Annotated in this window: 19 protein-coding genes; 8 read left to right on the top strand and 11 right to left on the bottom strand. The window is 43.8% G+C overall.

Annotated features, from left to right (window positions below):
• Positions 1 to 11: 11 nt before the first annotated feature.
• The 5 genes from W293_RS0110210 to pilG form a co-directional block, all read right to left on the bottom strand.
• Positions 12 to 962 (bottom strand): CheR family methyltransferase, encoded by a 951-nt coding sequence (locus tag W293_RS0110210; protein ID WP_025652333.1) that lies wholly within the window; start codon positions 960 to 962, stop codon positions 12 to 14.
• A gap of 149 nt (positions 963 to 1,111) precedes the next feature.
• Entirely contained in the window at positions 1,112 to 2,512 is a 1,401-nt protein-coding gene (locus W293_RS0110205) for a methyl-accepting chemotaxis protein (RefSeq protein WP_025652332.1), read from the bottom strand.
• 201 nt (positions 2,513 to 2,713) lie between these two features.
• A complete protein-coding gene (locus tag W293_RS0110200; RefSeq protein WP_025652331.1) occupies positions 2,714 to 3,244 on the bottom strand; it encodes a chemotaxis protein CheW in 531 nt (176 codons plus the stop codon).
• 3 nt (positions 3,245 to 3,247) lie between these two features.
• Complete coding sequence (locus tag W293_RS0110195; protein WP_025652330.1) at positions 3,248 to 3,610, bottom strand: response regulator; 363 nt, start codon at positions 3,608 to 3,610, stop codon at positions 3,248 to 3,250.
• 361 nt (positions 3,611 to 3,971) lie between these two features.
• Positions 3,972 to 4,349, bottom strand: coding sequence for a twitching motility response regulator PilG (pilG, locus tag W293_RS0110190; protein WP_010201623.1), 378 nt, complete (start codon positions 4,347 to 4,349; stop codon positions 3,972 to 3,974).
• Between the two features lie 718 nt (positions 4,350 to 5,067).
• Between pilG and W293_RS0110185 the strand changes: the two genes are divergently transcribed.
• The 6 genes from W293_RS0110185 to W293_RS0110155 all read left to right on the top strand — a co-directional run bounded on the left by W293_RS0110185 (position 5,068) and on the right by W293_RS0110155 (position 12,575).
• Entirely contained in the window at positions 5,068 to 6,273 is a 1,206-nt protein-coding gene (locus W293_RS0110185; RefSeq protein WP_025652329.1) for an efflux RND transporter periplasmic adaptor subunit, read from the top strand.
• A gap of 306 nt (positions 6,274 to 6,579) precedes the next feature.
• Positions 6,580 to 7,302 (top strand): response regulator transcription factor, encoded by a 723-nt coding sequence (locus W293_RS0110180; protein ID WP_025652328.1) that lies wholly within the window; start codon positions 6,580 to 6,582, stop codon positions 7,300 to 7,302.
• Positions 7,303 to 7,476: 174 nt separating this feature from the next.
• Positions 7,477 to 9,696: a sensor histidine kinase gene (locus tag W293_RS0110175; RefSeq protein ID WP_025652327.1), complete on the top strand. Its 2,220-nt coding sequence runs from the start codon at positions 7,477 to 7,479 to the stop codon at positions 9,694 to 9,696.
• Positions 9,697 to 9,967: 271 nt separating this feature from the next.
• Positions 9,968 to 10,738, top strand: coding sequence for a methionine ABC transporter ATP-binding protein (locus tag W293_RS0110165; RefSeq protein WP_037025372.1), 771 nt, complete (start codon positions 9,968 to 9,970; stop codon positions 10,736 to 10,738).
• 49 nt (positions 10,739 to 10,787) lie between these two features.
• Positions 10,788 to 11,444 (top strand): methionine ABC transporter permease, encoded by a 657-nt coding sequence (locus tag W293_RS0110160; protein ID WP_407074201.1) that lies wholly within the window; start codon positions 10,788 to 10,790, stop codon positions 11,442 to 11,444.
• 168 nt (positions 11,445 to 11,612) lie between these two features.
• The gene (locus W293_RS0110155; RefSeq protein WP_025652324.1) at positions 11,613 to 12,575 is read left to right on the top strand and encodes a MetQ/NlpA family ABC transporter substrate-binding protein; all 963 of its coding nucleotides are present in this window, start codon (positions 11,613 to 11,615) and stop codon (positions 12,573 to 12,575) included.
• A gap of 172 nt (positions 12,576 to 12,747) precedes the next feature.
• On the opposite strand, the gene W293_RS0110150 is transcribed toward W293_RS0110155, so the two are convergent.
• On the bottom strand, positions 12,748 to 13,977 hold the full coding sequence (locus tag W293_RS0110150) for an MFS transporter (protein WP_240990875.1): 1,230 nt from the start codon (positions 13,975 to 13,977) through the stop codon (positions 12,748 to 12,750).
• 284 nt (positions 13,978 to 14,261) lie between these two features.
• On the opposite strand from W293_RS0110150, the gene W293_RS0110145 reads away from it, so the two are divergent.
• On the top strand, positions 14,262 to 15,110 hold the full coding sequence (locus W293_RS0110145) for an aldo/keto reductase (RefSeq protein ID WP_025652322.1): 849 nt from the start codon (positions 14,262 to 14,264) through the stop codon (positions 15,108 to 15,110).
• Positions 15,111 to 15,208: 98 nt separating this feature from the next.
• Here the strand turns inward: W293_RS0110145 and ccmE are convergent, their stop codons facing one another.
• The 5 genes from ccmE to ccmA form a co-directional block, all read right to left on the bottom strand.
• Positions 15,209 to 15,709, bottom strand: a complete 501-nt coding sequence (gene ccmE, locus W293_RS0110140; protein ID WP_025652321.1) for a cytochrome c maturation protein CcmE — start codon at positions 15,707 to 15,709, stop codon at positions 15,209 to 15,211.
• 242 nt (positions 15,710 to 15,951) lie between these two features.
• Positions 15,952 to 16,173 (bottom strand): heme exporter protein CcmD, encoded by a 222-nt coding sequence (gene ccmD / locus W293_RS0110135; protein WP_025652320.1) that lies wholly within the window; start codon positions 16,171 to 16,173, stop codon positions 15,952 to 15,954.
• Positions 16,174 to 16,217: 44 nt separating this feature from the next.
• A complete protein-coding gene (ccmC, locus tag W293_RS0110130; RefSeq protein ID WP_025652319.1) occupies positions 16,218 to 17,006 on the bottom strand; it encodes a heme ABC transporter permease CcmC in 789 nt (262 codons plus the stop codon).
• A 218-nt stretch (positions 17,007 to 17,224) separates the two neighbouring features.
• Positions 17,225 to 17,881 (bottom strand): heme exporter protein CcmB, encoded by a 657-nt coding sequence (locus W293_RS0110125; RefSeq protein WP_037025405.1) that lies wholly within the window; start codon positions 17,879 to 17,881, stop codon positions 17,225 to 17,227.
• 145 nt (positions 17,882 to 18,026) lie between these two features.
• Positions 18,027 to 18,656, bottom strand: coding sequence for a heme ABC exporter ATP-binding protein CcmA (ccmA, locus tag W293_RS0110120; RefSeq protein ID WP_025652317.1), 630 nt, complete (start codon positions 18,654 to 18,656; stop codon positions 18,027 to 18,029).
• A gap of 133 nt (positions 18,657 to 18,789) precedes the next feature.
• On the opposite strand from ccmA, the gene W293_RS0110115 reads away from it, so the two are divergent.
• Positions 18,790 to 19,827, top strand: a complete 1,038-nt coding sequence (locus W293_RS0110115) for a hypothetical protein (protein WP_084212310.1) — start codon at positions 18,790 to 18,792, stop codon at positions 19,825 to 19,827.
• The last annotated feature ends 7 nt before the right edge of the window (positions 19,828 to 19,834 follow it).

Genomic DNA, 19,834 nt, shown 5'->3' with positions numbered 1-19,834 from the left:
TAGGCGGTAATTTAGGCACTGATCTTTTGCCACGCATTAATCTGTGGGTGCGCAATACGGCGCATATTTGAAGGACGCCAAAACAACGCCTCACCTGGAGCCAATACAATATAACCACCTAAGGCACACTGCTCTGACAGCTTGGTCAGAATATCCCGTTGATCAAACTTACGAAAATATAGCAGCATATTTTGGCAGATAATGACCTGTTGTAGATGCGGGGTGGGTGGTTCTTGATTGATGATATTGTGTAAAGCAAAGCTAACATACTGCTGTAAAGTTGGCGCGATTTGCCAATGTACTCGAGTGTGACTGCTAGCATTTTTTAGTATAGATAAATCACAGGCAGTCGATTGTTCAGTCATAGTCTCAGGACGTAATGGATGAATAAATGGCTGGCAACAAGACGGAATTAACGTTTTTTGGCGTTGGTCGTACTGTGCCATACGTGCTTTTGTCAGTGCTTGCTGGCTGACATCAGTGCCTAATATGACATAGTTAACCAGCTGCTTCGATGCCAAACTCATGGCAAGCGACCAAGTCTCCTGCCCACTGGCACAACCGACACTCCAAATGCGAAACGTCTCATCAATACTATCATCTGTTAGCGTCAGGCACTGATGCTGCAAGGCACACTCTGTGACAAAATCTATAGAAGGCAAGTGGCGAAAGAAGCGACTTTCGTGAATCAGCACTTTATCCAATAGTTGCTGGCGCAGCGCATCGTTGTTCGGCAATTGACGCCATAGTTGCAGCGCTGATAATCCATTCGCAACAGCGGTACGATCAATCGCATTTACTAGCCACTGGCGTTGAATATCGGGTAAAACAAAGCCGATTTCTTGCTCTATATAGCGTTGCCATTGCTGCGTATCAAAACTATCATCTTGCCTTAAAGCTGTTACCGAATCGGAACTGGCTTTATCGACTATATTAGCGTCTTGTTGAGTACGATTATCCACGTGACCTGCTCTTGCTCCTGCTGCCCACTCTTAATATTAGAGCAGTCCTTTGATTAAAATCTCAAGATAACAACACCCTAAGCTTAATGGCTATTTATGATGGCTAATGGCTAATTATTGCTTATTAATCATTAAGCAAGAGTGCTTGATTAAGCGTTGGCCACTAAGCTTTCTTCAGCTTCTAACTGTTCATCATCGTTTGATACTTTAAAGCCAGTAACCGACTCTTGGAGAGCGGCAGCCATTTCACTTAGCTCGCCAATAGAGCGCGCTGTGGCCATCGTACCCGATGACGTTTGTGACGTAATGTCTTGAATGATATTCATCGTATGAGAGATGTGTCCAGCAGACTCAGCCTGTTGTTGGGCGGCGTTTGAGATGTTTTGAATCAGATCTGCCAAGGTATTAGAAACGCTCTGTACTTCTTCTAGCGCTTCACCAGCATCTTTGGCCAAACGCGCACCGCGCACAACCTCAGAAGTCGTTGATTCCATTGACATCACGGCTTCGTTGGTATCTGCCTGAATGGTCTTCACCAAGGTTTCAATCTGTTTGGTGGCATTGGCTGAACGCTCAGCCAGACGTTGAACTTCATCAGCAACGACCGCAAAACCTCGACCAGCCTCCCCTGCCATTGATGCCTGAATAGCCGCGTTCAATGCCAATACGTTGGTCTGATCCGCAATATCATTAATCAAACCAACGATATCACCAATTTCTTGCGAAGATTCACCAAGACGTTTAATACGCTTTGAGGTCTCTTGAATCTGGTCACGAATAACATTCATGCCTTCAATAGAGCGCTGTACAACCTCTGCCCCGTTATAAGAGATGGCAACCGAGCGCTGGGCAACCGTTGCAGACTCTGCCGCGTTGTTCGAAACTTGGTCAATCGAGACGGTCATCTCATTAATCGCAGCCGATACGCCCGCGATTTCTTGCGCTTGGTTTTCTGAGGCTTCAGCAAGCTCAACGGCATTCATCTGGGTTTGTTCTGAGGACTGCGAGACGCGATCAGCCGTGCTGTTAATAACCAATACCAACTGACGCAATTGGTCAATGGCAAAGTTTACCGAATCAGCAATCGCCCCCGTAAAGTCTTCTGATACGGTCGCATTAACCGTCAAATCACCATCTGCCAAATCACCCAATTCATCAAGCAAACGCAAAATTGCGATCTGGTTACGCTCGTTTTCTTCTTGAATTTGACGAGCACGCTCAGATTCCGCTTCTGCTTCTTGGCGACGACGCAAGGTCTCTTTTTCGATGAGTAGACGCTCTGAGCCGCCACGTTGCTTGAGTAATTGGTATAGGGCAAATAAAATACCTACGACACCTATCACAAACAAAATCACCGGCAATACCACTGATTGATTGAAATTGGTCAGATATTGACTCACTGATGATAGTGAATTGACCAGCCAAATCAGACAGGCCACAGTCAATATAGCAAAAAGCCCTAATAATAACTTCCAAGTATTATTAGCGTCTTTCACCGTGAGGGTCGTTTTACTATTACCAGCTACAGGGTTATTTATAACATCACTCATCTTGCGTATTCCTTTCGAACAATCGTCAAAGTCTTATCGTGACTGACTTCGACAATCATATTGTTATCAAAACAACAGTGATTAACAAAGCCTGTATGAATGCTGACATACAACCGTATCATGTCAGTCGGTATTTATTTTTATCGTGCTAGGTGCTAGCAGTCGAGTATTTTATGACAGCAAATACTCTATGACAGACAGTTATAGCGCCGCATCAGCGTACTGCAAATCTTGCACCAACAAGCTTGGCATAAAAATATACCAATCTTGTTCATTTTTAAAAAACTTGCCATGATTGTAAGGTGCAAATGGCGAGTCGTTTTCAAGGGCTTCTGGACGATATTGACCACGAGTAAACTGTTCAATACCTAGCACTTGATCGACAAGCAAGCCTGAGAACACATTGTCATGATCGATGACAATAACTTTACGTTGACTCATTTGTGCCAAGCGACTGGGCACCTGCAAAAACTCGGACAAGTCCGTCAGTGGTAATAGGCGTCCGCGAATATTAGCGATGCCGAGCATCCAGGGCTTTACTAAGGGCAAACTGGTGAACTCCGGCATGGTCAGTACTTCTGAAACCTGACCCATTGGTGCGACCAAACGCTGACCACCAATCTCGAATACTACCCCTTGCCAGTCGGATTCTTGTCCGCCGTGACGGCCACTTTTGCGCGCGCGTGCCAAATCTGCTAAACGCAGAAGCTCAATAAATCCTCTGGAAGCCACAAGTTACCCCATTACTTTGCGAATGACATTGACCAGACCATTTTCGTCAACTGGCTTGGTGATATATTCTTTAGCGCCTTGACGCTTACCCCAAACACGATCCGTTTCTTGATTTTTGGTGCTGATCATGATGACCGGAATATGCGACGTTGTTTTGCCACGTGTTATCTTACGGGTGGCCTGAAAACCATTCATTTCAGGCATAACCACATCCATCAAGATGACATCTGGTAAATGATCGGCTGCCATTTGACAACCTTGCTCACCATTTGTCGCTTCAAGGACTTGATAGTTGTTTTTTGCAAGCATGTCGCGAAATTTCGCCATCTCAGATGGCGAGTCGTCAATGACTAAAACAGTAGCCATGGAAATTTCCTTTATTTTTGATGATATCCGTTGGGATATATTGTTGAGACAAATCTATTAAAAATAATGCCTAATGCTTTGTTGGCAACACTATTTTTACGATGATACCTATTTTTACGGTAGTACCTATGAGACGACAAACACTGATTGATAACTATCATGATCACTGGGCTGTTTATAACGTGGTTATTCAACATTAACACTTTATTTATAAAGTATTTAATAATCACGGTAGCAACAGTCCACTTTCTTATAACAGTCCTCTCAGCTACTTGACTAGCCATACCGCTATGCGCATTAATCTTGCCAATATAACTGTCTAATCAACTGCCCAGCTATCAATTATATAAGCCGTTATGTATTAGCGATATTGGTTGATTGCCTCAAACAGCTCATCTTTACTAAATGGCTTAGTCAAGTATTCATCCGAACCTACGATACGTCCACGTGCTTTATCAAATAAACCATCTTTAGACGACAGCATAATCACAGGCTTACTGGCATAGTCAGGGTTATTCTTTATCAATGCACATGTCTGATAACCATCCAAACGTGGCATCATGATATCAACAAAAATGATATCGGGATTGTTATCAACAATCTTGGCTAAAGCATCAAAACCATCAATAGCGGTCACTACTTCGCAGCCCGCTTTTTGTAATAAAGTCTCTGCAGTACGGCGAATGGTTTTAGAGTCATCGATAACCATGACTTTCAAACCTTCAAAATTATTTTCCATTATCATTGTCCTATAAACGGCTATTATTCGTAGCACTATCTGCCAGTGCAAAATTTTAACAGTTATTTCAATTTATAAAATGGTTTATTCTTGGATTGAGATGAACGGTTAAGTTTGTATTTTACGCTGTCACGATCGCTAACATGTTCTCTATCAGTATTCGCCTATCAAGCATGGCGTTACCATCGGTTACTATACGCACTTTAGCGACAATTATCTTCGTGTATTAAGCGCTATTTTTGGCTTTTATTTTTTAAAAAACTGCCAGATGCTTGTCTTTATAAAGCAGCCTATCTGCTGACTCACTTTGCTTATAGAAATTTTTAGACTTGCTCAAAACTGGCAAGCCTAAACCTTGTCAGCATCATAAATTTAACTGGCTCGATATCTGTTGAAATGTACACAAAGGGTCAAAAGGGTTTAAGGTTGAGTAAAAACAATACTTACCTTACCGAATAATCTTCATTTGTGACAAATATGTATCATTATATTTTTATATGTTCGTTTTAGCACAGTTACTCGTTGTTTTCCAGTCATTTAGTGAATTTATGTTCAAATTAATCATTGAGTTAGTGAGAGTCTTTTGATTATGCTCTCTAATTTGTCTCAGGTTACTTTTGCCATCTACCGTCTGGGCATGTTGCATAAATATAATACTGTTATTTGCCCTTACCTCAATTCACTATATAATAAAATGACGTTTACGAGAGTGCTTGGTATGAGAGTTTTGAGAGGTCGAAAAAATAGAGGTTTAAGAAATAGTGCGTATTTATGCAGCGCTTTGTTACTGCTGGCAGGCTGTCAGCCCTCGCCCCCTACTGATGAACCGGTGACGGCTGAAAATAGCGAAACAGTAGAAACCCCCATTATTATTGACGATGATAGCGTTACTATGACGCCTGACCATATTCTGAGTATAAAGCCCTCACGCTATCAGCCAAGCATGGGACTGCAAGGCGTGATTGAACCGATCAAAAAAACTCAATTCATCGCTGCGAACGCACTTACTGTGCAGCAAGTCTTGGTAGAAAAAGGCCAATGGGTAGAAAAAGGCACACCTCTGCTAATCGTTCAGCGTCAGGGCACAGCAAGTAAACCGCTAGAGTCAGCGGATACCTCAGTTGCCGCAGCCGCAGATGCAGAGTTCGCAACCTTAAATGAGCCTACGAAAAACAATAATACAGAAAACACTGCCCAAAAAACGCCACCAGAAAACGATGCAAATGTAGAGAGCAGTCAGCCTAGCGTTGATAAAAGCACGGTAACAACCAGTAATGACACCTCTGCTAACCTCAAACAGCCCTATCAATTAACCACTGTACGTGCCAGTTTTTCAGGTCGCGTCGAAAAGCTGTATGCTAAAGCTGGACAAGGGCTAGCCGCGCGTCAACCGCTACTGCTACTCAGTGATGAGACTGAATTACACTTTATGGCCACTGTCCCTATTCAAGCTGAGCCTCAGCTTTCGGTCGGTCAGACAGTGAATTTTAGTGCTAAAGGCATGTCGGATAAGTTCACTGGGCAGGTCAGCAAATTGACAGCAACGGTTCAGCCCAAACAGCTTCTGGTTCATGTAAATGTCGTCAATAATGAAATCAGCCGTGAAAAACTACAGCCTAATATGCAGGTGACGGGGCGAGTGAATTATGGTCAAATCGACGTCGGTACGATTGTCCCCGAGCGCGCGTTGCATGATGTTGACTTAACAGAATTGCAGCGACCACCGTATAAGCCACTAAGACCCTTGAGCGCCAATGTATGGATTATTAAGCAAGATCAGCGTTTAACTCGTCAGCCAGTCGAGGTCGTCGAGTACGATCCAAGTACCAAACAGTACTTAATAGCTGGCATTAGCAATGACAGTTTAATTTGCCTTGCTGACTTAACCATTGAATCTAAAGGCAAAAAGGTGGTGGTTTCCTAAGAAATGAGAAAGAAGAGAAAAAGACAGTTACATTGTGTAGAAACATTAACAAAGCGTGTCTTGTTTAGTCATAGCTGAATTAGGCACTATAGTATTATTACCCTTTCCTATATTGGCTGAGGCCTTAATCATATTTTCTTAACCCTATCTTAACGGTGACTGTCTTATGGTTTAGAACCCTATCAATTTATGACAACTTACCTTTAAAATAACCTGAATTTAAATTAACGTAAATATCGAGGCGCGCTAGAATTTTAATAAAAAGCGATTTCTTGACAAACCATAACAACAACTAGAGGACAAGCCATGAGTAAGCAGATTTTGTTAATTGAAGATGATCCAGATCTAGCAGAGTTAATTAGTGATTATCTGACCATGAATTATTATGACGTCCATCATGCAGGACTTGGTCAAGAGGGTCTGGAGTTATTAGATACCAAAGAGCGCGATATTGACTTAGTCGTGCTTGATTTAATGCTACCTGATATGGATGGTATGCAAGTTTGTCAAAAGATACGTGGCAACAAAAATAATATGACCAACAAAGTGCCGATTATCATGCTAACGGCCAAAGGCGACACTACCGATCGTGTATTGGGTCTAGAAATGGGTGCTGATGACTACATCGCAAAACCCTTCGAGCCACGTGAGCTCTTGGCCCGTATACGCGCGGTCATTCGTCGTCACGAGCAGCCAAACCAAGCAGATAGCCAATCGGACAGCTTGACTTTTGGTCGTCTCAGCGTGTTCCCTGATAGCCATGAAGTGACTATTGATGAGCAACCTGTGCGTTTGACGACGCATCAGTTTCAATTGTTGCACTACTTTGCCACCCATTCTGGTAAAGTATTGAATCGTGAGCAGTTATGGCAGGCTATGCCGAATGATGACAGCTCGGACAATATTGATCGCGCGATTGATGTTCATATCTCGCGTTTGCGTGCGCTGATTGAAGACAATCCACGTCAGCCAAAGCGTATTATTACCGTACGTGGCGTCGGTTATCAGTTCGCGACCGATCAGGTATAGTCCTAAATAGCTAAATTCCTAGATAGTTGATGATGGCGGCTGATTTGATTTATCGAGACACTTATCGTGGCAAACCAGTCGCCATTGTTTTTATTAAACCACACAAATATTTATTAAATACTATAAATGGCAAGATATGAATCGATATGAGCCTCTGATAATAGAGATGATTTAATGCAGCAATTGGGTTTTCGTTCCGTATTTGCTAAGTTATTTGCTAGCGTCATGTTGGCACTTATCCTATTTGCGGTTGCCATGGTGCTATTGACGCAACTGGTGCATGACAAAGATGCGGGTATTCGCTCAGAAGTATTGGCGACCCAAATTTTGGGTCAAATCGATCCCTTCTTACATGAGCTCAATATCGCCATCAGCAAGGACAACCGTTTACAGTCACGCTTTATGCTCGCTGTAGTCAAAAAAAGTTTTGATATTTTTGATGAATCCTTACAAGCAAAAATGGGCTTATACGACAATGAAGGTCATTTGCTCATGCAGACTGACAATAGCGACTTGCCGTTAGAGCTGCCGCCCACGCCCTCCTTATTTTCACGTGTTTTTCCTTCTCTTTCAGACACCTCCCCTACGAAGCAAGCTCAAGTATATAGTAGCACTGGCTATACTTTACTGTACGAATCACGCTTGCCACCTAAAAAACCTGTACTCTCCGCAGCTTTAAATTTATTTACGGGTACTCTACTATTGCTCTTAATTATGGCGGGCGTTCTATGGCTGATTGCTCGCACCATGACTTGGCGCATCAATCAGATGAGCCAGCAGATGACCCAATTGGGTGACGGTGACTTTACCGTACGAGTCAATGCACGCGGCAGTGATGAAATCGCCTCGTTAGCACGCGGATTTAACCAAGCGGCACAAAAAATTGAGCATCTTATCAATGCCAACAATCTGCTCTTGGCGCATGCCTCTCACGAGCTGCGGACGCCGATTACCCGTATCCGTCTACAAATCGAGATGATGGATATGCTGGCGGATGCGATGCCAATGGATACCAAAGCGAAATTTGACAAACGCGCGCAAGCGATCAACCGTGATTTATCAGGGCTTAATGACTTGGTTGAAAGTATCTTATTGGTCAGTCGCTTAGATGCCGGTCATGTCATGCAGCAAGTCGAGCATTTGGACTTATATGACTTAGTGAATCAAGAACGCCAACATTACCCTGAAGCCACTTTGATTGGTGAGCATATAGTCATCGATGGTCAGGCACCGATGTTGACCCATCTTATTCGCAACCTTTTGACCAATGCTATGTTACATGGTAAACCACCCGTTACCGTGCTGATTTATGGCGTTCAGACTATTGACGAAGCCGATACCGTTCCAGATTATTTACTGCAAACGTTGGTTTCTAGTAGCTTTGCTGATTATAACCGTTCGGATTTTGAGCATTATTACGAATCAAACGAGTCCGATAACTTAGCGCTGCAAACATCAACACAACCAGGCGAGGTTTCTGACGACTCTCATATAACCAATACTGAGAAAGAAAAAGCAGAGATGGTTGTGATATTACCGGCGCCGCCTATTTATCGAAATGGTGAAAACCTTGCGCTCGATAGTAACGATGCTGCAGCTGACGCTTCAAATGCGGATGTCACTGATATCATTGCTGAAAGCACTGATGTTATGGGCAACGCTGATATAAAGGGGTTAGAAACTAGCCCCTCAGCAACAGACGCTAGTAAAGATGCAAAAGTGAAAGAAAATACTGCTAAAAATCCTATACTCACTGACGATACCACTGCTATTAATCCTGAAGCATCACTAATCCCCAACTACCAAAGCTTTACCACAGATTTGACTGAAAAAATTAAAAAGGTTATTTGGAGAGCCGTGCCGGATAACGAAGAAGACGTCCAAAAATCTGCGGAAACTCATAACGATAATGAAATGACCGTTAATAGCGAAGGAGCTCGTAAAGCCAACGATGCGTTGCTAACTAGCAATGGTCAATCTCGAAAAACTGATAAACTCGCGACGGATAAAACTGCTAGCAAAGACGACGTTAAAGCCAACACCCAAAATGAGAGTGACGCGCCGATTGCCGCGCGTAAAGAGAATCTATTTACCAAACATATCAAAAAGTCTAAAGCCGAACCCATACGTCCGTTACCAAAATACGCCGTGCTGGCGGTTATTGATGAAGGCGAAGGCATTCCTAAAGACAAACGCGAGGAAGTATTCAGTCCATTCGTGCGCTTGCAGCAAAAGAACAAAGGCTCAGGTTTGGGATTATCCTTGGTCTCACAAATCGCTACTGCTCACCAAGGGCGTATCGTGACCGATACTATTAATGGCCACACCAGATTTTTGGTCGTTATACCCGTAAAGCAAGATCCTCATTACAACTACCACGACAATAATAATTAAGATATGGCTGTACCTCTTTTATCGTCATCCTTCTGAGTAATCACGCCCTTTGCACCCCGCCATTTACATTTTTCATATTTCTTAGAGCTAATAGCCATTATTCATAAGCAAGTCACGGATGTGCATATCCAAAACATTGCATAATATGCTATATTACTGCCCCTTATTACCATTGTTAATGGTAGCAAACATCTAGTTTTGCGCTGCCATCGGTACGTTGCAGTCTAATTTTTCTATAACCCTCATAAACCTATTGAATTTTGAGCCCTCCATGAGTGACATGATTGTCTTAAACGATGTGACCAAAAGTTTTTTAAGCGACCGATCAATCAAAGACAAAGACGGCAAGCCGCATTGGTTTACCGCTGTCGAACCGACCTCGTTGTCTGTTCAACAAGGTGAGATTTTTGGTTTGATGGGTTATTCAGGTGCTGGGAAATCGACCCTTTTGCGCTTAATTAATTTGCTCGAACGCCCAGATTCAGGTCAAGTGGTGATAGATGGGACGGATTTGACCACCTTGTCTGCCAGTGATTTGCGTATCGCTCGTCACAACATTGGTATGATTTTTCAGCAATTTAACCTCATGTCCAATCGCACCGTCTTTGATAACGTCGCATTTAACTTGATGGTTTCTGGCTATCCGCGTCGCGATATTCACAAGCGAGTGATGGATTGTCTTGAGATTGTAGACTTAACCGATCGCGCTGGTCACTATCCGGCGCAGCTGTCGGGCGGACAAAAACAGCGTGTTGGTATCGCCCGCGCGATTGCGCCCAGCCCCAAAGTATTATTGGCTGATGAGCCGACCAGCGCCCTTGATCCAGCGACGACGCGAAGTCTGCTGACTTGTCTACGTGATATTAATGAGCAACTCGGCGTCACTATTGTCATCGTGACTCATGAGATGAGCGTCATTCGTAGGCTGTGCCATCGTGCGGCGCTATTACACCAAGGGCAATTACTTGAAGTGGCAGATATTCGCGATGGTCTGATTCAGGCCACTACACCAATTGGCAAAGGCTTAGTGCACGAAGACTAATGAGGCAGGAGAAATACATATGTTAACTGGTGCTGAATTATCCGCCTCAATCGACAAGCTATTGCTGCTACGCAAAGAGATTGTAAAGGCGTTTATTGATACCTTCATTATGCTTGGTATCTCAACGACAGTCGCGATTGTAATCGGCGGACTGTTCGGAATATTCTTATTTTTGTCGAGCGATCGGCAGTTTTTGCAAAACAAAACCCTCTACGGCATACTGGGCGGCATTACCAACTTTATGCGCGCCTTCCCATTTGTGATTTTGATGATAGCCATGAGCCCATTTACTAAGGCTATCGTCGGCACAGGTATTGGCCCCATCGCTGCCTCTTTGGTACTAGCGATTGCAGGTTCATTCTACTTTGCCCGCTTGGTCGAGCAAAACTTGCGAGAAGTACCACGCGGTATCATTGAAGCGACAGAGTCTATGGGCGCTCGTCCCTTTACCATTATCAAAGTATTGCTCAATGAAGCACGCTCAGGTTTGGTGTTATCCGTGACCATCCTTTGTATCAGTCTGCTGTCTTATTCAGCGGCGGCTGGTATGATTGGTGGCGGTGGTCTGGGTGATTTGGCCATTCGTTACGGCTACTATCGTTATCAGACAGAGGTGATGATTTTTATTGTCATTATGCTATCGATTATGGTCATATCTATTCAAGCCTCTGGTAACTGGCTGGCGACGCGTTTAGACAAACGTTAAACCGCTTTAGCAAATACTTGACATTGTCAGCGACTAGGGTTATTTTTGGCAGTAATTAATCCTTGTCTCAGCTCATAAGAAAGCAGCATTACTACATTAGAATGTTGCTTTTTTAATGCTCAGACGATAACTATCTTACCCAATCCCATGTATTAATAAGGAAATTTTATGAAATTAACAGATATTAGCCGTCAACTGGCGACGGCATTTGCTGCGGTTGGCGTATCAGGCCTAGTCTTAGTTGGTTGCAACAACTCGTCAGCACCAGAAGCGACCAAAGAGCCCGTTACCGAAGGCTCAACGGCTGAAACGGCTGCTAGCGACATCGATCCTGACCATACCAAAATCGTCATCGGTACGACCGAAGGTGATTTTGCTGATATGGTACGTAACCAAGTGAAAGGCTCGCTAGAAGCGCAAGGTTACGAAGTTGAACTGATTCCTTTTACGGATTATGTACGTCCTAACTTGGCATTGGCTGAAGGCGACTTGGACATCAACATCTTTCAGCACAAGCCTTATCTAGATACTTTCAAAAAAGAAAACAACCTTGATTTGGTTGAAGTATTCCAAGTACCAACGGCGCCTCTTGGCATCTATTCAGGCAAAAAGACTAGCCTCGATGATGTATATAAAGGCATGAGCGTCTCTGCACCGAACGATCCAAGTAACTTTGCGCGTGCGTTAGTGATGATGAGCGACCTTGGCTGGCTTACTCTAAAAGACAATGTAGATCCATTGACAGCGTCAAAAGCAGACATCGCTGATAACAGTAAATACGATATCAAAATTGTTGAATTAGAAGCGGCGCAATTGCCACGCGCCCGTGATGAAGTTGACTTTGCAGTGATTAATGGTAACTATGCCACTGATTCTGGTATTAAACTGACCGAAGCGCTGTTCCAAGAGCCAAGCTTTGCTTATGTCAACTGGTCAGCGGTTAAATCTGCAGATGTAGGCAAAAAATGGGTCGAAGACGTGACGGCTGCTTATAACTCAGAAGCCTTTAAAAAGTATGCGCATGATAGCTTCCCAGGTTACAAGTACCCAAAAATTTGGGGTGAAAATGCGGCTACCGATAAGGCCGTCGCTACCACGACAGCACCTACTACCGAAGCAGCTGCTCAATAGTTGATAGCTTAGTAATTGATAGACTAATAGTTGATAACTTAGTCATTAAATTTTTAGATATTTAAAGAGTATTCATTCATATCAACGAATAGCGCTAACAAGCCGAAATATAAATACAAAGATGCCCATTACTTATAAGTAATGGGTATTTTTTATGGTCTGCATTCTATAGTCAGTGGAAAGTAGGCGTATCTAAGGTTTTTTTAGAGATTACCGTAATAATAATGGCCGGAACAAAACAAAGAATAGACAGATATACAATGCCGAAAACACCTGTCTCTGGCAGGTGCACCAAAATCAAACCCGCCAACCATGTCGCAATCATAATTGAAAAGTTAAACACACTAGATTGTACTGACGTGGCGATAGCTTTTGCCTCGGTGACCTGATGGCTAACGGCTGTTTGAAACATCGTGACCAAAGGTCCGAATGCTAAGCCCCACAGTAAAAAGGCAAAATGCGCAAACCCATTAGTCCCGCCAAAGAAGACAAACAGCAGCATCGTCATAGCACCGCAAGCCAACATTCCAACGATTAAACCCCGTAAATGGGTGTCAATAATCTTGGCCGATAGTATGACTGAGATGACAGAACCAATGCCAAAAATCAACAGCGCTAAGCTGATACCACCGACAAACTCTATGGTTTCGACCAGTAGCGTAATATAGGTGTAGGTACTGTAATGCGCGACGACTGCCAAGAAAGTGAGGGCTAAGACTATCCAGACCCCAGATATTTTTAGCACCGCTATTGGCGAATTGCTTTGCGTCAGCTTTTCACCTTTTACGGATGGTAAGAATTTCATCGCCAATAGTGCAATGACCCCACCTAGTACACCAAGCACGATAAACGATGTGCGCCACCCTACTTGCGTACCAATAAAAGTCATAATCGGTAACCCAAGACTCACGCCAAAGGTGTTACCCGCCATAATAATAGTAATCGCCTTACCCTGCATATTCTCGGGCACCAATTCAGTACCGTAGGCTGCAATCATTGGCCACATAATACCGGCGCAGATACCACCCAAAATACGCATGACCACGATGAGAGAATAAGAAGAAGTGAGGCCGACGACGATATTAGAGACAGCAAAACCTGTCAATAAAGCCATAAGGAGAATCTTTCGATTGACCCACAGCGTCATACTGATGAGTAGAATGGCAAAAATCGCTGATGCGAGCGCATAGATACCGACCAAGAATCCGACTTGGGTCTGTTCGATACCAAGACCTGCTGTCATTTGCGGCAAAATACCGGAAGGCATCAGCTCTGAGAGAATACCGATAAAAGTAACACTGGCCATGAGACTAAAGATAAACCAAGAAAGAGGATTTTGTCCGGTGCTATTGGTTTTTGCCAGACCGTCTTTTGAATGAGTGATTTCTGAAAAAATAGCCACATCCTCTCCTAGTTGAATGAAGTGTTCAGAAGATTAGGTAACCTTCCTTTATTAATAAGTCCGTCCATAAAAACCTAACCATCTCTAAAATGACGTTACAGCCTGTTTGCCCTTTGTAGGAAAGCGTCACGGGCTCTTTCACTTACCGCAATTTCTTTCTATAGTGGATAAGTCTAATAGAGACTGATACTTAATAGAAATCGTGAATATAGCATTTCTGATTGACTGCTCTATTAATAACTATAAGAGCCATTAATAAGTCAAAAAATAACAAGGATAATAATATGCATGCTAAAAAGTATAATATTCGTACTGCTGGACAAGCCAATATTCCAGTCCTCGGACTGGGCACCTGGCAGTCAACCGGTCAAGATTGTATCGATGTCGTTAGCCAAGGTCTTAAGATGGGCTACGAACATATCGATACCGCCCAAGCTTACGGTAATGAATTCGAGGTTGGTCAAGGTATTAAGCAATCGGGCGTCGCTCGTGATAAATTCTTTTTGACCACAAAGATTTTCCCTGATGATATGAAGTTTGAGCCAGAAAAACTCATGGCAGCAGCAAAACGCTCATTAGAGAATTTAGATACCGATTATGTGGATCTGCTACTCTTGCATTGGCCTGACGACCGCGTACCACTATCTGAGACAATCCCAGCACTATGTGAGTTGCAAAAGCAAGGTTTGACGCGCCATATCGGGGTTTCTAATTTTAATATTGCCAATATCATTGAAGCCAAGAAATATGCAGATGTGCCGATTGTGGTCAATCAGGTTGAGTTTCATCCCTTTATTAAGCAAAAAACCTTGCAAACTTTTTTGAACAATCACCATATTCTACTTGAAGCTTATTCGCCACTTGCACGCGGTGATGTGTTTGACAATGAGGTTATCAAAGAAATCGCTGATAAGCATAACATCACGCCTGCACAAGTATCGTTGGCTTGGATTCTGTCAGACAAGCACCGCGTTGCTATTCCAAAGACGTCTAATCCTGACCACTTACAAGGTAACTTGGATGCAATGAAGGTGCATTTGAGTGCAGAGGAACTAGAGAAAATTGGCAAACTTGCCAGTAGTGATGGACGTAAAATCGAACATCCTGATTATTCACCTGAGTGGGACGATTGATTGACGTAAAATCGTTATATACTTAATCAATTAATAATTTACTAAACAAAAAAAGCCACCGAGCAAATCGGTGGTTTTTTTATTGGTATTCGCAACCACTATTGTTGAAGCGTTTTGGTTTCATGTATCGGCTCAGCAGGGTTATATTGCTCAGAAGAAGGCACTGCGACGCTCCGATTGTTTTCTTTCATCGATTTGGCCACCTCTGGCGGCATATAGTTTTCATCATGCTTGGCCAATACTTCACCAGCCACAAAGATGTCGCCTTGCATCTTACCGGTAGCGACAACGCCTGAGTTTTCAGCAAATAAATCTGGCAAAATACCTTGATAGGTCACAGGTACGGTCGATTGAAAATCCGTGATGGCAAACTCAACGTTCAATGGATTGTCTTCGGCGCGTTGAACACTACCCGCGACTACCATACCACCAGCACGAATACGCTTGTCTTGCGGTGCCTCACCTTGCGCAATCGCGGTAGCATCAAAGTAGTAATCAGTCTGTTGCCCAATAGCATAAATAACCAACACCACGGCTATCGCTGCCCCTGCAAGCGTAAACATAACCCACATCAGTTTTTTGCGACGAACTGCGTTCATACCACTACCTCATTGATGAGTCGCTGTTTTGTAGAATATAGACAGTCTATAAAACAGAAAATATTAAAGAAACTACCATTAGAAAAACGTTCTAAAAATGTCTTTCTAATCGTACTCTTCTAATAGCTATATGGTAGCATTTTTCGCATAAATCAATAAGCCCCTAGCAACTGACGGGGTCATATCTTTACAATTGAGAGATCATAATTTTGTGAGCTAACGTTATGATATTAAAATATTTTTTACATCGGTTGCTTAGTTTTAGAATTAGGAGTTTTAGCCGTACGCTGTGCTTGCCGCGCTTGCTGAATAGTCAGCTGCTTGATTAAAGCCTGTCGTTGCCTGCGACTATAAATAACAAAAGCCAGCATCATGCCAACGGTAATGGCCCAGCATGACCAAACGAACACGCCATGCTTACCCATGGCAAGAAATTCAGATACGCTATAAAAGTAAGGCTGCATAATATTTTCCTAGCCGTTATTTGTTTTGGCGACAGTCGTTGCCGTCATTTGGCTTGCCCGCGAATATACTCTTTGACCCACGCTTTACCTTGATCACGATACAAGATAAGCGTATTGGTACGATAAATCGCTAACGTCGCGACCAATAAATAACTACCGACAATCATTAGTAATAATGGCATCCACATATCTGCAGACATTTTGGGCGCGGCGGTTAGAGTAAAGGTCGAGCCTTGATGCAAGGTGTTCCACCACTGTACCGAATACTTAATAATAGGCAAGTTTACTGCGCCAACAATAGACAAAATAGCGGCAGCTTTACCACGATTGGCAGTATGCTCAAACGCGGCAAACAGGGCCATGACGCCCGCATACAAAAATGCCAAAATGAGCATAGAGGTCAAACGCGCATCCCAAACCCAGTAAGTGCCCCACGTCGGTTTTGCCCAAATAGAACCCGTAATCAAGCTAATCACACAGAGCAAAAATCCTAGCGGAGCAAGCGCCTGCGCCACAAGACTGGCAGTCTTAATTTTCCAAACCAAAAAAATGACCCCGAGCACTGCTAAGGCAAAATAAATAGAAATGGCAATGCTAGCAGCAGGCACGTGAATAAAGATAATGCGGTAGCTATTACCTTGTAGGTAATCAGGCGGCGCAAAAGCGAGACCCCAGACACTACCGATCACAAGACAAATAGTGGCTAATATTGCCAGCCACTTGACCCAAGGCGAAAAAATGCGAAAAAACTGCTTGGTACCCACAGTGGTCAAAAAGCCCTGCCAGATGCGCTGCCACAGGCTAGGAGATGAGATGTTATTCAGGTTGGGCATGGGAATAAACCTATTGGCACAGCGTATTGGTTGTAACCGATATAGCGCATCATGGGCGCGACTACCTGTCAACCTGCCGGCGTTAAACACTGGATAGAATCTACGAGTGATTGTTTACTTAGTTAGCTGGCTATTATAGCAAAGTTGCCAGTTTTCAACATGCTGTTAATACATTGGGTTTAAACGACTGGGTGTTGATAGTACAGAAAGTCTACTGTTTAATTGAGCCATGACATTTTTAAGGTCATCGCAATCACCCATGGCATCACCAACACTGAAATAATACTACCTGCCAATAATAATGCCAGTATCGGTAAGCCATTAAGACCAGTGGCAAATAAATCCACTGCTCCTGTGGCAAAAATCAACACCGGCAATTGCATTGGTAAGGCGATCAAAGGCACTAGCACTGCACCATTCTTCAATGACAGCGTCAAACTACTTGCCACTGCTGACAGCATCAAGAGCATCGGACTGCCGGTCAAAATAGACGCCATCAATATCCACGCCTCAAACCAGCTAAGCTGAAACAAAGGCACGGCAAGTAAACTAAGCGCTGCCACAATGCCACTACTAAAAATCCAATGGATGACTAGGCGGATGAGCACCCATAACGGCAGCGACGCTTTGGCAACAACCAATTGCGCCAGTGTGCCATTATCAAGAGCGGGCTTAAATAAGCCATCAACACCCATTACTAATGACAATAGAGCAGCAATCCACACCGCTGAGACCCCAAGACGCTGTAACAGCGCAGGTTCGCTACCAACGGCTAGCGGAAACAAGGTGATAATCACTAAAAACAGTACCAAAGGGTACAACCATTGTACTGCCCCTTGCTGCTTTACGTGCCACTCGCGCCGCCATAGCTGCATAAAGCTGATAGCGCGCGCAGGTGATACGCTAACGTTTGAGCTTGTGTTAACCTTGTCTACTGGCTCGTCTATTTCTATCATTTATTCGCTCTTCCACGGATGACTGGCACACTTATACTACTTATCACACTTATGCTAACAACATTCAAACCATATAGTCGGACAAATCGAGCACTTGATTGGCGACGCCGACAGCCTGATGACTGGTCATTAATATAGCGCCGCCAGCATTAGAAAATTCGCGTAATCTGTCTTCCATCCGCGCCACCATATCGACATCAAGAGCAGTAAAAGGCTCATCAAGTAGCCATAACGGTGTCACCTCAGGGGTCAACAAGTAAAGCCGTGCAAGGGTGATACGGCGGGTTTGTCCAGCAGATAAATGGCTTGAGCTAATCGTCTCAAAGCCTTGCAGTCCAACCCAAGCTAAAGCGTCATCGATATCAGCAACACTTGGGCTGATGCCGTATAAATTCAACAGAAAGGTGAGGTTTTGTGCGACCGTCAGATTTGGATGGATACCCAACTGATGCGACACATACAAAGGCTGAATAGGTAAACTTGCAGATCCTTGATAGTAAACTTGACCTTCCAACACTGGTAATAATCCAGCCAGCTGCATCAGTAGCGTCGTTTTACCCGTACCATTAGCACCAATCAGATGACAAATACTGCCCGCCGGTAAATCGAGCGCAACGCCTTCACATAGAGGGACTTCACCGCGCTGAACGGTCAGCTCATCAAGCGTAAGTAAGGCGATATTCAGAGCTGTCATTCAAACCTCGTATTATTTATCAAGCGGCAGTCAATATTCATCACCAACAAATATCATGTTCGTGGCATAATACTTTATGCTTACCCCAACCACACAGTATAACAAATTGTCGATAACTATGACCTCAAAACCTATGCAGACTTCAAAAGATAGCCAACATTTAGGTACGCCAGCGCTGACCATTGACAGCTTAATCGAGGCACAAGTTGCCTTTATGCAGCAATGGTTACGCACGCAAGCTGAACCGCTGAGCATAGAGGCTTGGCAGTGGTTTGCTGCCCAGCCATTGAATAAATATGTCAGCGCCGATGATTTGCAACATCTGATCAACGACTGGCTACTGAACCAACCGATAACGGATGTGATACGTAAAGATATTCGCGATATCTTGCATACGATTATTTATCATCCGGTCAATGACAATGTGCCGTTGTCTGAGCTGGTAGATGACACTCAAGTGCAGACCTTAGCCGATTATGTGGGTAGCCATGAGCAGCAGCGTAATGTTTTGATTCATACGCTAGTCGGCAACGAGACTTTTGCAGATTTGCTGACGCAAACGCTCTATCACGCGATCAACGACTTTATGGAAACCACGCTGGATAAAGCAGGCGCTGCTGGTAAACTGATGAAATTTGGGCGCAGCTCTTTTGAAAAGGCGACCAATAGAAACCTTGATGAAAAACTGCAAACGTATTTGCACCGTAATATTAAAGACTTAGCACGTCGTGCAGAAGCCAATGCCCAAGAGCACTTATCAAATGACGAAGTCGCTCGGTTGCTAGTAAGCGGTTGGGCAAGAATCAAAGATCAGCCCATTAGCCAACTGCAAAATTATTTAACTGATGAGCCTGGCAATAGTAGTATCGATCATATTGAAGCCAGTATTCAACAGAGCTACAACCGTCTGCGTATGTCGCCTTATCTGCACAGCCTCGTGTCAGCCAGTATCGATACGTGGTATGCCAACCATCATGGCGATAGCATGGCAACGGTGGCCGCGAGTTTATATATAGATGAGCAAGCCATGACGCAATTTAGTAGTGCCCTACTGCCCATCGTATACGATGCGCTTGAAAGTCCGTGGTTGGCAGCGCATATAGGTGAGATGTTGCAAGCATTTTATGCGCAGCCCACTATCAAAGAGGGTTTGGTGTTTAATAATAACTAACTGACTG

The sequence above is a fragment of the Psychrobacter sp. TB67 genome (assembly GCF_000511065.1).
Lineage (GTDB): Bacteria > Pseudomonadota > Gammaproteobacteria > Pseudomonadales > Moraxellaceae > Psychrobacter > Psychrobacter okhotskensis.
This window is presented reverse-complemented; position numbering and strand designations above follow the sequence as displayed.

Excerpts from the sequence above, each read along its gene's own strand:
- W293_RS0110195 (WP_025652330.1), bottom strand. The coding sequence starts at position 3,610 with ATGGCTACTGTTTTAGTCATTGACGACTCGCCATCTGAGATGGCGAAA.
- ccmC (WP_025652319.1), bottom strand. The coding sequence starts at position 17,006 with ATGCCCAACCTGAATAACATCTCATCTCCTAGCCTGTGGCAGCGCATC.
- W293_RS0110205 (WP_025652332.1), bottom strand. The coding sequence starts at position 2,512 with ATGAGTGATGTTATAAATAACCCTGTAGCTGGTAATAGTAAAACGACC.
- W293_RS0110185 (WP_025652329.1), top strand. The coding sequence starts at position 5,068 with ATGAGAGTTTTGAGAGGTCGAAAAAATAGAGGTTTAAGAAATAGTGCG.
- ccmE (WP_025652321.1), bottom strand. The coding sequence starts at position 15,709 with ATGAACGCAGTTCGTCGCAAAAAACTGATGTGGGTTATGTTTACGCTT.
- pilG (WP_010201623.1), bottom strand. The coding sequence starts at position 4,349 with ATGGAAAATAATTTTGAAGGTTTGAAAGTCATGGTTATCGATGACTCT.
- W293_RS0110175 (WP_025652327.1), top strand. The coding sequence starts at position 7,477 with ATGCAGCAATTGGGTTTTCGTTCCGTATTTGCTAAGTTATTTGCTAGC.
- W293_RS0110165 (WP_037025372.1), top strand. The coding sequence starts at position 9,968 with ATGAGTGACATGATTGTCTTAAACGATGTGACCAAAAGTTTTTTAAGC.
- ccmA (WP_025652317.1), bottom strand. The coding sequence starts at position 18,656 with ATGACAGCTCTGAATATCGCCTTACTTACGCTTGATGAGCTGACCGTT.
- W293_RS0110180 (WP_025652328.1), top strand. The coding sequence starts at position 6,580 with ATGAGTAAGCAGATTTTGTTAATTGAAGATGATCCAGATCTAGCAGAG.
- W293_RS0110155 (WP_025652324.1), top strand. The coding sequence starts at position 11,613 with ATGAAATTAACAGATATTAGCCGTCAACTGGCGACGGCATTTGCTGCG.
- W293_RS0110145 (WP_025652322.1), top strand. The coding sequence starts at position 14,262 with ATGCATGCTAAAAAGTATAATATTCGTACTGCTGGACAAGCCAATATT.
- W293_RS0110125 (WP_037025405.1), bottom strand. The coding sequence starts at position 17,881 with ATGCAGCTATGGCGGCGCGAGTGGCACGTAAAGCAGCAAGGGGCAGTA.
- ccmD (WP_025652320.1), bottom strand. The coding sequence starts at position 16,173 with ATGCAGCCTTACTTTTATAGCGTATCTGAATTTCTTGCCATGGGTAAG.
- W293_RS0110115 (WP_084212310.1), top strand. The coding sequence starts at position 18,790 with ATGCAGACTTCAAAAGATAGCCAACATTTAGGTACGCCAGCGCTGACC.